The sequence below is a fragment of the Klebsiella sp. JB_Kp042 genome, assembly GCF_040065275.1.
Taxonomy (GTDB): Bacteria; Pseudomonadota; Gammaproteobacteria; order Enterobacterales; family Enterobacteriaceae; genus Klebsiella; species Klebsiella quasipneumoniae.
Genome location: NZ_JBEAJL010000086.1, coordinates 1 through 13,915 on the forward strand (window position 1 = coordinate 1; position 13,915 = coordinate 13,915).

General features: G+C 63.2%; 13 protein-coding genes. 3 read left to right on the plus strand and 10 right to left on the minus strand.

Annotated elements, in window-relative coordinates:
* Window positions 1-200 precede the first annotated feature (200 nt).
* Entirely contained in the window at window positions 201-1,538 is a 1,338-nt protein-coding gene (locus tag ABLV54_RS15510; RefSeq protein WP_032414656.1) for an aspartate aminotransferase family protein, read from the minus strand.
* 180 nt (window positions 1,539-1,718) lie between these two features.
* On the opposite strand from ABLV54_RS15510, the gene ABLV54_RS15515 reads away from it, so the two are divergent.
* Window positions 1,719-2,483 (plus strand): SDR family NAD(P)-dependent oxidoreductase, encoded by a 765-nt coding sequence (locus ABLV54_RS15515; protein WP_023288749.1) that lies wholly within the window; start codon window positions 1,719-1,721, stop codon window positions 2,481-2,483.
* A 53-nt stretch (window positions 2,484-2,536) separates the two neighbouring features.
* Here ABLV54_RS15515 and ABLV54_RS15520 read toward each other — a convergent pair whose 3' ends face one another.
* The 4 genes from ABLV54_RS15520 to ABLV54_RS15535 are packed head-to-tail and all read right to left on the minus strand — an operon-like array spanning window position 2,537 to window position 5,511.
* Window positions 2,537-3,298 (minus strand): amino acid ABC transporter ATP-binding protein, encoded by a 762-nt coding sequence (locus ABLV54_RS15520; protein ID WP_032455037.1) that lies wholly within the window; start codon window positions 3,296-3,298, stop codon window positions 2,537-2,539.
* Window positions 3,291-3,956: an ABC transporter permease subunit gene (locus ABLV54_RS15525; protein WP_050533014.1), complete on the minus strand. Its 666-nt coding sequence runs from the start codon at window positions 3,954-3,956 to the stop codon at window positions 3,291-3,293. Before ABLV54_RS15525 ends, ABLV54_RS15520 begins: the two co-directional genes overlap by 8 nt.
* A 14-nt stretch (window positions 3,957-3,970) precedes the next feature.
* Window positions 3,971-4,612 (minus strand): amino acid ABC transporter permease, encoded by a 642-nt coding sequence (locus ABLV54_RS15530; protein WP_002893187.1) that lies wholly within the window; start codon window positions 4,610-4,612, stop codon window positions 3,971-3,973.
* A gap of 47 nt (window positions 4,613-4,659) precedes the next feature.
* Complete coding sequence (locus ABLV54_RS15535) at window positions 4,660-5,511, minus strand: transporter substrate-binding domain-containing protein (RefSeq protein WP_022631237.1); 852 nt, start codon at window positions 5,509-5,511, stop codon at window positions 4,660-4,662.
* A gap of 240 nt (window positions 5,512-5,751) precedes the next feature.
* On the opposite strand from ABLV54_RS15535, the gene ABLV54_RS15540 reads away from it, so the two are divergent.
* Window positions 5,752-7,215: a PLP-dependent aminotransferase family protein gene (locus ABLV54_RS15540; protein WP_050533015.1), complete on the plus strand. Its 1,464-nt coding sequence runs from the start codon at window positions 5,752-5,754 to the stop codon at window positions 7,213-7,215.
* On the opposite strand, the gene ABLV54_RS15545 is transcribed toward ABLV54_RS15540, so the two are convergent.
* Window positions 7,212-8,546, minus strand: a complete 1,335-nt coding sequence (locus tag ABLV54_RS15545; protein WP_248861053.1) for a PLP-dependent aminotransferase family protein — start codon at window positions 8,544-8,546, stop codon at window positions 7,212-7,214. The two genes, ABLV54_RS15540 and ABLV54_RS15545, sit on opposite strands and share 4 nt — an antisense overlap.
* Window positions 8,547-8,670: 124 nt before the next feature.
* Here ABLV54_RS15545 and ABLV54_RS15550 point away from each other — a divergent pair, with 124 nt between their 5' ends.
* Entirely contained in the window at window positions 8,671-9,579 is a 909-nt protein-coding gene (locus ABLV54_RS15550) for a DMT family transporter (RefSeq protein WP_032429109.1), read from the plus strand.
* Between the two features lie 34 nt (window positions 9,580-9,613).
* Here ABLV54_RS15550 and ABLV54_RS15555 read toward each other — a convergent pair whose 3' ends face one another.
* From ABLV54_RS15555 to ABLV54_RS15570, 4 genes are all read right to left on the minus strand, one after another.
* Window positions 9,614-10,882: a Zn-dependent hydrolase gene (locus ABLV54_RS15555; protein ID WP_050533017.1), complete on the minus strand. Its 1,269-nt coding sequence runs from the start codon at window positions 10,880-10,882 to the stop codon at window positions 9,614-9,616.
* A 97-nt stretch (window positions 10,883-10,979) separates the two neighbouring features.
* The gene (locus ABLV54_RS15560; RefSeq protein WP_044521499.1) at window positions 10,980-11,990 is read right to left on the minus strand and encodes an ABC transporter ATP-binding protein; all 1,011 of its coding nucleotides are present in this window, start codon (window positions 11,988-11,990) and stop codon (window positions 10,980-10,982) included.
* On the minus strand, window positions 11,980-13,017 hold the full coding sequence (locus ABLV54_RS15565; RefSeq protein ID WP_048334323.1) for an ABC transporter ATP-binding protein: 1,038 nt from the start codon (window positions 13,015-13,017) through the stop codon (window positions 11,980-11,982). Before ABLV54_RS15565 ends, ABLV54_RS15560 begins: the two co-directional genes overlap by 11 nt.
* Window positions 13,018-13,020: 3 nt before the next feature.
* A complete protein-coding gene (locus ABLV54_RS15570; RefSeq protein WP_023288741.1) occupies window positions 13,021-13,914 on the minus strand; it encodes an ABC transporter permease in 894 nt (297 codons plus the stop codon).
* Window position 13,915 lies beyond the last annotated feature (1 nt).

Sequence of the window (13,915 nt, forward strand, 5' to 3'; positions counted from 1 at the left end):
CGCCGTAAGAGACATAACGCAGAAAATTAACCGGGAGCGCAATCTGCCCGGAATTGACATAACGCAGACGATTAGCCGGGAGCGCAAACTACGCTGAAGCCACAGATAACATAAAAAACCACACGGCAGCGCTTCCCCTCCCCGTGGCCCTGTCCCGGAGGGAAAGGGAACCGTCCGGCGGTCGCTTCCGCTACCCTCCCCTACTTCGCCAGGCTGGCAAAGCGGGCGAAGACCGCATCAAAAATCGCCAGCCCTTGCGCCACCTGCTCAGCAGTAATGGTGCACGGCGGTACCACATGAATGCGGTTCTCCACCACAAAGGCCAGCAGCCCGGCTTCGGTCAGGGCCCCTTTGATCGCGGCCATGTCGGCGGCGGTCAACGGCGTTTTTTGTTCACGGCTGCTCACCAGCTCCAGCGCCTGGAACAGGCCGCGACCGCGCACCTCGCCGATAATGGCGTGCTTCTCCGCCAGCGCCTCGAGACCGGGGCGCAGCACCTCGTTGCCGATATAGGCCGCGTTCTCAACCACCTTCTCCTCTTTCATCGCGTCGATGGTGGCGACAATCGCCGCCATCGCCAGCGGATGGCCGGAGTAGGTCAGCCCCCCGGCAAAGAAGTGATCGTCAAAATAGCGGGCAATCGGCTCGCTAATCAGCACCCCGCCCGCCGGCACGTAGCCGGCGTTAACCCCCTTGGCAAAGGTCACCAGATCCGGCACCACGCCATCCTGTTCGAAGGCGAACCAGCTGCCGGTACGACCAAAGCCGGCCATCACCTCATCGAGGATCAGCACGATGCCAAACTCGTCGGCCAGCGCGCGCACGCCCTGCATATAGCCTGCCGGCGGCACGAGGATCCCGGCGGTGCCGGGGATGGACTCCAGCAGGATCGCCGCGATAGCCGTCGGCCCCTCGCATTCAATGATCCGCCGCAGATGGGCCAGCGCGCGCTGGCACTCCTCCTCCTCGGTCGCAGCGTTGAACTCGCTGCGGTAAAGGTAAGGATTGAAGAAGTGCACATGGCCGCGGGAAAACTCATTCGGCACCCGGCGCCAGTCGCCGGTGGCGGCGATCGCGCTGCCGGTGTTGCCATGGTAGGAGCGATAGGCCGACAGCACCTTGTCACGTCCGGTATACAGCCGCGCCATGCGAATCGCGTTCTCATTGGCATCCGCCCCGGCGTTGGTGAAAAATACCTTGCTGAAGCCCGCCGGCGCCAGGTCGACGATGCGCTTCGCCGCTTCGCCGCGGGCAAGGTTGGCGGTAGCGGGCGCGATGGTGACCAGGGTCTCCAGCTGCGCCTTCATGGCCGCCAGCACCCGGGGATGTTGATAGCCAATGTTGACGTTCACCAGCTGGCTGCTGAAGTCGAGCCAGGTGTTCCCCTCATAATCCCATAGCTCGCAGCCTTGCGCCCCGGCGATGACCAGCGGGTTGAGATTGCCCTGCATCGACCATGAATGAAACACATAGGCGCGATCCAATTGCCGAACTTCGTCATTGCTTACCGCGACCTCGTTGTGAATTGCCAGCTTCATACCCTGCCCTCTCTCATGTCGTAGTGGTTGACTTCATCATTGGCCGCGGCCGCGCAAATCGGATAGAGCCAGTGTGCGCAAAACGATGTGACACGGTGTCACATCCCCGCCCGTCGTCTGGCCCTGTGCCTTGCCGTCCGGCGTTTTTATAGTGAAGGGACAACCGCACAGGAGAATGAGATGGCAACGAGCAACGTAGTGTTTATCACCGGGGCGACCTCGGGTTTTGGCGAAGCGGCAGCGCAGGTGTTTGCCGATGCGGGCTGGTCGCTGGTGTTGAGCGGGCGCCGCTATCCGCGACTGAAGGCCTTGCAGGACAGACTCGCCGCCCAGGTGCCGGTGCATATTATTGAGCTTGACGTTCGCGACAGCGAGGCGGTGGCTGCGGCGGTGGCGTCGCTGCCCGCCGATTTCGCCGATATCACCACCCTGATCAACAACGCCGGGCTGGCGCTGTCGCCGCTGCCGGCGCAAGAGGTGGCCCTGGAGGACTGGAAAACGATGATCGACACCAACGTCACCGGTCTGGTGACGATGACCCACGCTCTGCTGCCGACGCTGATCCGCCATGGCGCCGGGGCGAGCATTATCAATATCGGCTCGATCGCCGGGCAGTGGCCCTATCCCGGCAGCCATGTCTATGGCGCCAGCAAGGCCTTTGTAAAACAGTTCAGCTATAATCTGCGCTGCGATCTGCTTGGCACCGGCGTGCGGGTCACCGATCTGGCGCCGGGGATTGCCGAGACCGAATTTACCCTGGTGCGCACTAAGGGCGACCAGGCGGCATCGGATAAGCTCTATCGCGGCACCACGCCGCTGAGCGCGCGCGATATCGCCGAGCAGATGTTTTATATCGCCACGCTGCCGGCGCATATGAACATTAACCGGGTGGAGGTGATGCCGGTGCGCCAGGCGTGGCAGCCGTTCGCCATCGACCGGGATTAAGCGAAACCCGACGCTCCCCCTGCCGGCGCTGCCGGCAGGGGGCACAGGCCGGTCTAACGGCTGCTTTGCAGAAACTGCCTGACGCGTTCGGAGTCAGGTTGCGTGAAAAACTTCTCCGGCGGCGCCTTCTCAATCAGCAGCCCCTTCTCCAGAAACACCACCTCATTGGACACCTGGCGGGCAAAATCCATCTCGTGGGTCACCACCACCATGGTGTAGCCCTCGGCGGCAAGGGCTTTCATCACCCCTAACACCTCGTTCACCAGCTCCGGATCCAGCGCCGAGGTCGGTTCGTCAAAGAGGATAACTTCCGGCGACATCGCCAGCGAACGGGCGATCGCCACCCGCTGCTTCTGCCCGCCGGAGAGGGTGATCGGGTAGACATCGGCTTTGTGCGCCATGCCGACTTTCTCCAGCTGCTGCATGGCCATGGCCTGCGCCTCGTCTCGTTTCATGCCCTTAACGCGCAGCAGCGCCTCGCTAACGTTCTGCTGCACGGTCAGGTGCGGCCACAGGTTAAAACTCTGAAACACCATCCCCACCCGTTCGCGGATTTTCGCCAGCTGGCGGTGCGACATTGCCCGGCCGCGCTGCTCATCAATCCCCAGCCGCTGACCGCCGATATGAATTTCGCCGCGGTCCGGCTGTTCCAGCCAGTTCATACAGCGCAGCAGGGTGGATTTTCCCGACCCGGACGAGCCGAGAATACTCACCACGGTCCCCTTCTCCACCGTCAGGTTAATATCCCGCAGGACTTCCACATTATCGAACTGCTTGGAGACGTTTTTGACGCTTACGGCAATAGACTCAGGCATGGCTCATTCCTCTTTTGGCTCCCCAGGCGGTCAGGCGCTTAATCAGCAGCTCCAGCAGAATGCTGATCGCCCAGTAAAGCCCAATGGCGACGATAAAGGCGTTAAACGGAATAAAATAGGTCGCCTGGACGCTGTTGGCGGCGGCGGTGATCTCCTGAACGGTAATAATGCTCAGGAAAGCGGTGTCCTTCAGGCAGATAATCAGCTGATTGCCGATCAGCGGTAAGGCGGAAGAGACGATATTGGGTAAAATAATCCGCCGAAAAATGGCATAGCGAGAAAAGCCCTGAGCAATGGCGGCTTCAATATACCCGCCGGAAAATACCCGCCGCTGGCTGCGCAATATTTCAAAGAAATAGGCGCCATGATAAATAATCAGGGCCAGTAAACCGGCGGTCCACGGCCCCATGCTAATACCGATCTGCGGCAGTCCGTAATACAGCAGATAGGCGAGGATCAAAAAAGGGATCGCGCGCATCAGGCTGACGAAACCAATGATAACCCGGTTAAGGGCTTTCTTTTGATATTCGCTAAAATAACACAGCGCAATACCGATAATAAGGGCCGCGAGGGCGGCGGTAATAAACAGTTCGAGGGTCGCGAATAACCCGGCAATAAAGCTATCGCGTACCGACCAGATAACGCCCCACTGATTCATAATACCTCCCGTTGCTAGCGCGCCAGGCGCCTGGCTTTCCGTTCCGCAATCCCCTGCAGCTTCAATAAACAGCCGATGATCGCCACATACAGCAGGCCGGCGGCGAGGATCGGCGACAGCGGCTCGTAGGTGACCGAGGAGATACGGTTGGTCACCCGGGTGAGATCCACCACGCCGATCACGGCGATCGCCGGGCTACCTTTGATCAAAAACGACATCTCATTGACCAGCGCCGGCAGGCTCTCGATCCACATCTGCGGCAGCATGATGTAGCGGAAGTAGGTCCAGCGGCGCATTCCCACCGATTCCGCCGCCTCCCGCTGTTCGCGCGGAAAGGTGCGGAAGGCGTTGCGCCAGATCTCAGCGTTAAACGCCGAGGTGTTAAGCGTCAGCGCCACGATGGCGGCCACGTTCTTGTCGAGGTTAATGCCCATCGTGGGCAGGGAAAGGAACAGAAACAGCACCAGCGTCACCAGCGGCGTCGCGCGGGCCAGGCTGATATAGACCACCAGCAGCTGGTCGATAACCGGCAGGCGCAGCATCCGCACCAGGGCGATCAGCAGCCCCGCCACCACCCCGAAGGCGATAGCGATGGCCGAAATCCAGAGGGTCGTCCATGCGCCTTCGATTAATAACTGCCAGGAAATTGCATCCATGAGGCCCTCCTTCTCAGCAACAGGCGGCGGTCGCCCGCCGCGGAACATTACAGACCGGCAAGCTTATGAAACTGTTCCGGGCTGGTGATCGCCTCGGTGGGCAGGTTGTCATAGGTTTCGCCAAACCACTTTTTCTGCAGCTCGGCGAGCTTGCCGGTCTCCTTCATGTGGTTCATAAACTTGGTCATATAGGCCAGCAGCTGCGGCGAGTTTTTCGGGATCGGCCACGCCATATAGCCCGGTCCGGAGACGGCCAGCCCTTTGGCGAAGACCTTCGGTTTGGCTTTCGCCAGGTCGTTTACCGAGATCACCACGTTAATCACGTAATCCAGCCGCTTATTCGCCAGGTCGGCGTAGGCTTCCGGATAGGAGGGGTACTCCACCACCGGCCCCAGCTTGCCGCCGGTCTTCTCCAGCATCGCCTTCAGCTCCGGCAAACGCGCCAGCAGCGCGCTGCCCGCCTGCACCCCCACTTTTTTGCCGCTGAGATCGGCAATGGTGTTTAGCGAGGTATCGCCAGCGCGTTTGACGAAATAGTGCTGCGCGGAGGCCCACGGCGGGGTGAAATCAAAGACCTTCAGCCGCTCATCGGTAATAACCGCCCCGGTTAAGGCCATATCGTATTGTCCAGTGGAGACGGCCGCTAATAATCCGGTCCACGGTAATATGCTCTGGTCGACATGAAATTTGGCGTATTTACGTAACTCCTCAAGCATATCTTTGTTAAAGCCATCGGCCTGACCATTATTCATAAAGTTAAATGGCGCATAATCATCTTCCGTCGCCACTTTCAGGGTGCCGGATTTTTCTATTTCCGGCAGATCGGCCGCGACGGCGTGATAAGAAAAAGCAACCGTTAATACAGCGCTCAGACACATTGATGCCAATGATTTTTTCATTATTTCACCCCTGATGGATGGGCCAGACGGGTTCATTCCAGAACGCGAAAAGGTTTATGCAAAATAGAGGCCGGGAGGTTCCGGTCCGCGGCGGCTGAATGCGTTTTTAATGTGGGAGCGTTTTGCAATTCCGTATAGAGCCAGATGGGCCGCATCGCTGTGTCAGATGGCGGAAGGGTGGTATGGAATTTGCTGAGCTTATGGGGTGGTCGCGATGCGTTATTGCCAGAGGAGCCCCGTATGATCCGTCACCTGTTACACGTTGATTTTGAGCCTGGCCGCGGTTTGCAGGAGCAGGTGCGAGAGACGCTGGTGAATGCCATTCTCAGCGGGATCTTCGCCGCCGACACCCCGCTGCCCTCCTGCCGCCAGCTGGCCAGCCAGCTGCGCGTCTCGCGCAATACCACCGCCCTGGTGTTCGAAAGCCTGGTCAACGAGGGCTATCTGATAAGCCGCCCGCGAAGCGGTTACTACCTGCATCCCGACTATCACGACGCTTCGCCTCCCGCGGCCGAGAGTGCACCGCAGCGCGAAGCGGCTGCACCACGCTGGGGCGACCGGCTGCAGATGACCCCCAGCCAGCAGGAGTCGATCCTCAAACCGGCGGGCTGGATGCACTACCGCTACCCGTTTATCTACGGCCAGCCCGATACCCGACAGTTCCCGCTGGCTACCTGGCGCTCGGCGGCCAACTGGCTGCACGGCGGGGTGCGCGATCCGGCGTGGGTGGTCGACCATATTGACCAGGATGTGCCGATGCTCATCGAGCAGATCCGCACCCGGGTGCTGCCCAAGCGCGGCATTGTCGCCGCCCCGGACGAAATTCTCATCACCCTGGGCTCGCAAAACGCCCTCTACCTGCTGACACGGCTGCTGCTCTCTTCCACCACGCGCATTGGCGTCGAAAACCCCTGCTTTCGCGAAGCCATCAACACCTTTCTGCTCGCCGACGCCGAGGTAGCGCCGCACCCGGTGGATGAAGAGGGGATCGTGCTTAATGAGCGTCCCTGCGATTACTACTATGTCACCCCCGGCCACCAGGTGCCCACCGGTGTGGCGATGAGCAGCGCGCGCCGCCGCCAGCTGCTGGAGCATGCCGCCCGCCATGACGCGGTGATCATTGAAGATGATTATGACTCGGAGAGTAACTTTACCCAAAACCCGCTGCCGGCGCTGAAGGCCAGCGATCGCAGCGGCCGGGTGGTGTATGTCAGCAGCCTGTCAAAGGCGCTGTCGCCGGGGCTGCGGCTGGGGTTTATGGTCGCCGACCCGGACCTGATCGACGAGGCGCGCGCTCTGCGCCGGCTGGTCTATCGCCATCCGCCGACCAACATTCAGTACCAGATGGCCCACTTCCTCGCCCAGGGCCATTATGAAACCCATCTGCGGCGCTACCATTACGACTCCGCCCAGCGCTGGGAGCGCCTGCACGCCGCCCTGCAGCGCTACCTGCCGTCGTGCCGCGCGCTGGCGGGGAGCGAACACGCTAACGCCTTCTGGCTGCAGACCCCGGCGCAGATCAACACCCAACAGCTTACCTGGCGCGCCGCCCACGCCGGCGTGCTGATTGAGCCCGGGGCGCGCCATTTTCTCAACGCCGCGCCGCCGGATAACTACTTTCGCATGGGATTCCACGCCATTAACCCCGACGCCATCGCCCGGGGGGTGGAAGTCCTGCGCGGCCAGCTGGAGCAGATGGGTTAGCGGGATTGCTCATACTCGACGGCATCGCGCACGTTGAGCAGCGCCGGGCGCAGGCTGTCGAAAGGCACCGAACCGAGCGCGATGCGCAGCGCCTGTGGGATCGTGGCGGAGACGCAGAACGGCTCGGCGGTCGACACCGAAATACGGCGTTCCATCAGCGCATTCGCCAGCCGGTCGGCCCGGCTCTCTTCGCCCAGCGGCAGCCAGACGAAGTACGAATCGGGATGACTCACAACGGGAAGGCCGCAGAGCACCTCGCGGGCCACCTGCTGCCGCTGGCGCGCATCCTGTCGTTTCTGCGTTTCAAATCGGGCCACCGTGCCATCTTCAATCCAGGCGCAGATCAGCGAGCTTATCAGCGTCGGCGTATTCCACGTCGTGGCCCGGATGGCGCGCTCAATCTCCGGCCGATAGCGCGGCGGAGAAATCACCACCCCCACGCGCAGTCCGGTGGCGATATTTTTCGAAAATCCGGTGACATACACCGTTCTTTCCGGCGCATAGCTGACCACCGGCGGCGGCGGACGGCTCACCAGCCGGGCGTAGGCGGCATCTTCGATAATCAGCAGATCGTGCTGGCGCGCGAGGTCGGCCAGCACCTGCCGCTGCCCGGCGTTGAGCACCCAGCCCAGCGGATTGTGCAGCGTCGGCATGGTATACACCGCCCGCACCCGCCGCTGCTGGCACAGCGTGTGAAGCGCCTGCAGGTCCGGCCCTTCGGCCCGACAGGGGATCGCCGCCAGCTCCAGATGATAGAGCGCCGCCAGCACCTTGAAGCCCGAATAGGTCAGCGCATCCACCGCCACCACATCCCCCGGACGTAACAGCCCCATAACGGTCACCGCCAGCCCGTGCTGCGCGCCGTTGACGATCAGGACATTTTCCACGTCCGGCGCAAAGTGCCGGCAGGTCAAATGGCGGGCGATGATTTCCCGCTCGGCGAGCCGCCCGGCGTGAGGCTGATAGCGCAGATGCGAGTCAATATCGCCCGCCATCGCCAGCTGCCTGAGCGCCTCGCGCAGCGCATCGCCCTGCGCCGGCAGCGAAGGGTAGTTGAAGTTAAGATCCACGACGTCGGCGGCCACCACCTGCTGGTCGACCCCATGCCCCGGCGGCAGCGAGAGGTCCCGCACGAAGGTGCCGCGCCCGGTTTCGCCACTGACCAGCCCCATCTCCTCCAGTTCACGGTAGACGCGGGTGGCGGTGGCCAGCGAGAGGCGTTCCTCGGCGGCCAGGGTACGGTGCGTCGGCAGACGGGTGCCGGCGGGCAGCTGCCCGCTGCGGATCGCCTGCGCGTATCGGTCGACAACGGCTTTGTATCGAGCTTTCATCGTGAAATGTATCTATGACAATAATTTGATTGTATCAGATTGGCCACATTACCATCGCCGCTGACGATGCTCAAGCGGGCGCAGCCCAATCAGATAACGCGAGGTTAACGTGGTAGATTCAACACTGGATAAATCGGCGCCCGGCCCCTGGTCCGGATGGCTTCATGGTTTACTGGGGGTGATCATTTTTAGCGGTTCGCTGCCCGCGACGCGGCTGGCGGTGCAGGATATGGATCCGTTGTTATTGACCTTTCTGCGCGCCTCCATCGCCGGGCTGCTTGCCGTCGCGCTGCTGGTCGGCTTTCGTCAGAAACGCCCGCGCCTGGCGCAGCTTGTGCCCCTGATCATCGTCTCATCCGGGGTGGTGATCGGCTTTCCCCTGCTCACGGCGCTGGCCCTGCAGCGCATCACCTCGGCGCATTCGATTGTGTTTATTGGCCTGCTGCCGCTGATGACCGCCCTCTTCGGCGTACTGCGCGGCGGCGAACGTCCGCGGCGGGCTTTCTGGATCTTTTCGCTGCTGGGCAGCCTGCTGGTGATGGGATTCGCCCTGACGCAAAGTGCGGCGGCGTCGCTCAGCGGCGATCTGCTGATGCTGGCGGCGGTGATCGCCTGCGGCCTCGGCTATGCGGAAGGGGCAAAGCTGACCCGGGAGCTCGGCGGCTGGCAGGTGATTTGCTGGGCGCTGGTGATAGCCCTGCCGTTGATGCTCCCCGCCTCGCTGATGGTTCAGCCCGCCTCCTGGCGCGCCATATCGACCTCCTCCTGGGCCGCGCTGGGCTATGTGTCGCTCTTCAGCATGCTGATTGGTTTTATCTTCTGGTACAAAGGGCTGGCCGCGGGCGGGATCGCCGCCGTCGGCCAGCTCCAGCTATTGCAGCCGTTCTTTGGGCTTGGTCTGTCGGCGGCGCTGTTGCACGAAACCGTTAGCCCCTTGATGCTGGCGGTCACCCTCGGGGTGGTGCTGTGCGTGGTGGGCTCGCGCAAATTTGGCCGCCAGCGGGTTGGCGCAGGGAGCGGGAGCCGCGCCTGACCTGACGCGTCGCCCCGCCGGGGAGGAGGAGCGCCTACACCGGCCGGGCGTACTGGAGCATCACCTGCAGGAGCACGTTGGCCCCGGCGGCGACGTGCTCCGGCGAGGCATACTCCATTTCGTTATGGCTGATCCCGTCCTTGCAGGGAATAAAAATCATCCCAGTCGGCGCCAGGTAGCTCATATACACGGCGTCATGCCCGGCGCCGGAGACAATCGGTCGCGCCGGGTAGCCCAGCCGCTGCGCGGCATCGGCAATGGCCTGCTGGCATTCGCCATCGAACGGCGCCGCCGGATAGTGGCTCACCTGCTTCAGGGCCACCTGCAGACCGCTCTCCCGCTCAACCTCCGCGATAAACGCCCGCAGCTGGCGATCCATTTCATCCACCAGCGCATCGCTGAGATTGCGCATATCAATGGAGAAGGTGACCTCCCCGGGCACCACGTTGCGGCTGTTGGGCCACACCTGCACGCTGCCGACAGTGCCGCGTCCCTCTTCGCTGCGCCCGGCAATGGCGACCACCTCCTGCATAATGCGGGTCGCCACCTGCAGGGCATCCTGACGCAGGCGCATCGGCGTGGGTCCGGCGTGCGACGCCTGGCCGGTCACCACGCAGTCGTACCAGCGGATCCCCAGCACGCCCTGCACGATACCGATGGTTTTCGCTTCATCTTCGAGAATCGGTCCCTGCTCAATGTGCGCCTCAAAATAGGCGCCGATGGGATGCTCTCCCGGGGTCTGCTCGCCGATATAGCCGATCTGCGCCAGCGCCTCGCCGACGCTGACGCCCTCTTTATCCGTGACGGCCCAGGTCTCCTCCAGCGGGAAGACCCCGGCAAAGACCCCGGAGCCCATCATCACCGGCACGAAGCGCGACCCCTCTTCGTTGGTCCAGAACACCACCTCAATCGGCGCCTCGGTGGCAATCTGCCGATCGTTGAGCGTGCGCACCACCTCCAGCGCCGCCAGCACGCCGTAGTTGCCGTCAAATTTGCCGCCGGAGGGCTGGGTGTCGATATGGCTGCCGGAGACGATGGGCGGCAGGCTGGGGTTGCGCCCCTCCCGGCGCATAAACACATTGCCGATTTTATCGATGGTGACGCTCAGCCCGGCCTCCCGCGCCCAGCCAATCACCCGGTCCCGCCCCTGGCGGTCGAGGTCGGTGAGGGTCAGACGGCGGCAGCCGCCCTTCGGCGTGGCGCCGATCTGAGCAAGGTCCATTAACGACGCCCACAGGCGGTCGCCATTGATGCGCCAGCGGGTGGTGTCGGTGGCGGGGGTAAAAAGTACATCACTGCTCATGGTGGTCTCCTGACATCAAGGTCGCCGCCAGCGCAACCGGCGGTGGGAAATAAGGCATCAGCGCCTGGCCTTCATCTGTAGAGTGTGTTGCCGTCGGTCAGACGGCCAGGGCCTGCGCGTGGGCGTCAATCGCCAGCTCGCGCCAGCGGTGACAACTCACCGTGTGGCGCTCCGCTGCGGCCTCCGTCGGCGGCAGGCTCTGCTCGCAGACCGGGCGACGGTGCGGACAGCGCTCGGCAAAGGCACAGCCGGGGGGCAAGCGCGCCAGATCCGGCGGCGCGCCGGGAATGCAGTGCAGGGCATCGCCTTTCTTGAGCCCCTCTTTCGGCCGGCTGCCCAGCAGCACCCGGGTATAAGGATGGCGCGGGTGGCGCAGGATCTCGCTCATGGCGGCCTCCTCAACGATCCGCCCGGCGTACATCACCGCCACCCGGTCGGCAATCTCCACCGCGGCGCCGATATCGTGGGTCACAAACACGATCGACAGCCCGCGCTGCTTTTGCTGCTCGCGCAGCAGGATCAGGATCTGGATTTGCACCGTGGCGTCGAGGGCGGTGGTCGGCTCATCCGCCAGCAGCAGCTGCGGGTTACAGGAGAGGGCAAGGGCGATCATCGCCCGCTGGCGCATCCCGCCGGACATCTCGTGCGGGTAAGCCTCCAGCCGCCGTTCGGGGCTGGGAATGCGCACCTGGCGCAGGGCCTCCAGCGCCCTGTCCCGGGCCGCCTGGCGCGACAGCCCTTCGTGGCGGCGCAGCCCTTCTATAATCTGCTGCCCGACGGTGTAGACCGGATCGAAGGCCAGCAGCGGCTCCTGAAAAATCATCGCGCAGCGCCCGCCGCGATAGCGCCGCAGCTGGCTGGCGTTCATCGTCAGCACCGCGTCGTCCCCCACCCGCAGGGTGCCGGAGAGCTCACTGCTCCCCGGCGGGTGCAGGCGCATCAGCGCCCGCAGGGTCACGCTCTTGCCGGAACCCGACTCGCCAATCAACGCCATCACCTCCCCCTTTTGTACGTCAAAGGAGACCCCGTTGACCGCGTTGATGGTCTGTCCGTCGCGGCGAAAGACGACCCGCAGGTCGCGCACATGGACAAAGGCGTTATGCGACATGGCTGACCTCCTTAAGGGGGATGCTCTGATGCCAGGGCGAGGCTGGCTGCGCCATCAGGCAGGCGCTCTGGTGCCCCTCCCCGACCGCCTCCAGCCGCGGTTTCACCTCGGCGCAGACCGCCTTCGCGTGCGGGCAGCGGGTGTGAAAGCGGCAGCCGCTCGGCGGCGCGATGGGGCTGGGGGGATCGCCGCTCAGCGGCGAGGTCAGGGTGCGGTTTTGCGGATCCATGGAGGGCATGGAGCTTAACAGCGCCCGGGTATAGGGATGGGCGGAGGCGGTAAACAGCTGCTCCGCCGGGCCGATCTCCACCACTTCGCCAAGGTACATGACGAGGATCCGATCCGACAGCCAGCGCACCACGTGCAGATCGTGGCTGATGAATACGTAGGTCAGCTCGAGGGTCCGCTTCAGCTCCTGCAGCAGCTGCAGCACCTGAGCTTCCACCGATTTATCCAGCGCCGACACCGCTTCATCAAGAATCACCAGCCGCGGCTTCATCGCCAGCGCGCGGGCGATATTCACCCGCTGCCGCTGGCCGCCGGAGAGCGCATGGGGATAGCGGTCGGCAAAGCGCGCCGGCTCAAGGCCAACGTGCGCCAGCAGATAGCGGGCGTATTCGCTGGCCTCTCTGGCGCTGACGCCGTGGACCCGCTGGCCGAAGGCGATGCTCTCCTCCATGGTCAGGCGCGGATTGAGCGAGGCATAGCTGTCCTGGAAAACCATCTGCACCTGGCGACGGTAGGCTTTCAGCGGCAGGCGCGACGAGCCGACCCCCAGCCCGTCGAAGATCAGTTCGCCGCTGTCCTGGGTGAGCAGCTGCATCAGCAGCCGGGCGGTGGTCGATTTGCCGCAGCCCGACTCGCCGACCACCCCCAGGGTTTCGCCTTTCATCACCGTGAAGCTGATATCGTCTACCGCCTGGACCACCTCCCGGCCTTTGCCGCCGCGGAAGTACTTCAGCAGGTGATTGACCTTCAGCAGCGGCTGCGCCGGCCCGCCGAGGTCGATATTGGTAAAGGGTTGCATCGCTTACTCCTTAATCGCCATTGCCGCACGCAGGCGGTCCGCGAGGATATTGAACGAAATGGAGGTGATAAAAATCATCAGGCCCGGCAGGGCGGCCACCCACGGCTGGGTATAGATTGCCGTGCGCAGCGTATTGAGCATCAGCCCCCACTCGGGCTCCGGCGGCCGCACGCCGAGGCCGAGAAACGACAGGCCGGAGGCGAGGATCATGCACACTGAAATCAGCCCGGTGGAGAAGACGAAGATCGGCCCGAGCACGTTACCCAGCACCTGGACGCGGATAATGGTCAACGCGCTGGCGCCGGTGGCCCGGGCGGCATCGATATAGTCCATATGCCGTACCTGGGCGGTCACGCTCTCGGCAATCCGCGCCACCTGCGGGACAAACACCAGGGTCAGCGACAGCAGCGCATTGCCGATGCCCGCCCCCAGCGCCCCCGACAGCGCAATCGCCAGCAGGACCGAGGGAAAGGCATAGAACACATCCACGGTGCGCATGATCAGGGTATTGATTTTGCCGCCCATGTAGCCAGCGATGATCCCGATGGCGCCGCCGATAAAAAAGGCGAACACCACCGGGACAATCCCCATAAACAGCGACAGCCGGGTGCCGAGGATCAGTCGCGACAGCATGTCGCGCCCCAGCTCATCAGAGCCCAGCGGGAAGCCGTCGCTGCCGATGGGCTTCAGGCGCAGGAACATCGACGTTTGATAGGGGTCTTTGACGATAAGCCACGGCCCGAACAGCGCCAGGGCCAGCAGAACGAGAATGATCGCGCCGACGAATACCCCGCCCGGGTCGCGCAGCAGGCGGCGCAGCACGCCGCGCCAGTAACCTTGCCGGGAAGCGTTGGCCGGCGCGGCCGGGACCGCTTTCGTCGTTGCCGTATCCACCATG

Coding starts and splice junctions, on each gene's coding strand:
- ABLV54_RS15510 (WP_032414656.1), bottom strand. CDS start 1,538: ATGAAGCTGGCAATTCACAACGAGGTCGCGGTAAGCAATGACGAAGTT.
- ABLV54_RS15515 (WP_023288749.1), top strand. CDS start 1,719: ATGGCAACGAGCAACGTAGTGTTTATCACCGGGGCGACCTCGGGTTTT.
- ABLV54_RS15520 (WP_032455037.1), bottom strand. CDS start 3,298: ATGCCTGAGTCTATTGCCGTAAGCGTCAAAAACGTCTCCAAGCAGTTC.
- ABLV54_RS15525 (WP_050533014.1), bottom strand. CDS start 3,956: ATGAATCAGTGGGGCGTTATCTGGTCGGTACGCGATAGCTTTATTGCC.
- ABLV54_RS15530 (WP_002893187.1), bottom strand. CDS start 4,612: ATGGATGCAATTTCCTGGCAGTTATTAATCGAAGGCGCATGGACGACC.
- ABLV54_RS15535 (WP_022631237.1), bottom strand. CDS start 5,511: ATGAAAAAATCATTGGCATCAATGTGTCTGAGCGCTGTATTAACGGTT.
- ABLV54_RS15540 (WP_050533015.1), top strand. CDS start 5,752: ATGATCCGTCACCTGTTACACGTTGATTTTGAGCCTGGCCGCGGTTTG.
- ABLV54_RS15545 (WP_248861053.1), bottom strand. CDS start 8,546: ATGAAAGCTCGATACAAAGCCGTTGTCGACCGATACGCGCAGGCGATC.
- ABLV54_RS15555 (WP_050533017.1), bottom strand. CDS start 10,882: ATGAGCAGTGATGTACTTTTTACCCCCGCCACCGACACCACCCGCTGG.
- ABLV54_RS15560 (WP_044521499.1), bottom strand. CDS start 11,990: ATGTCGCATAACGCCTTTGTCCATGTGCGCGACCTGCGGGTCGTCTTT.
- ABLV54_RS15565 (WP_048334323.1), bottom strand. CDS start 13,017: ATGCAACCCTTTACCAATATCGACCTCGGCGGGCCGGCGCAGCCGCTG.
- ABLV54_RS15570 (WP_023288741.1), bottom strand. CDS start 13,914: ATGGTGGATACGGCAACGACGAAAGCGGTCCCGGCCGCGCCGGCCAAC.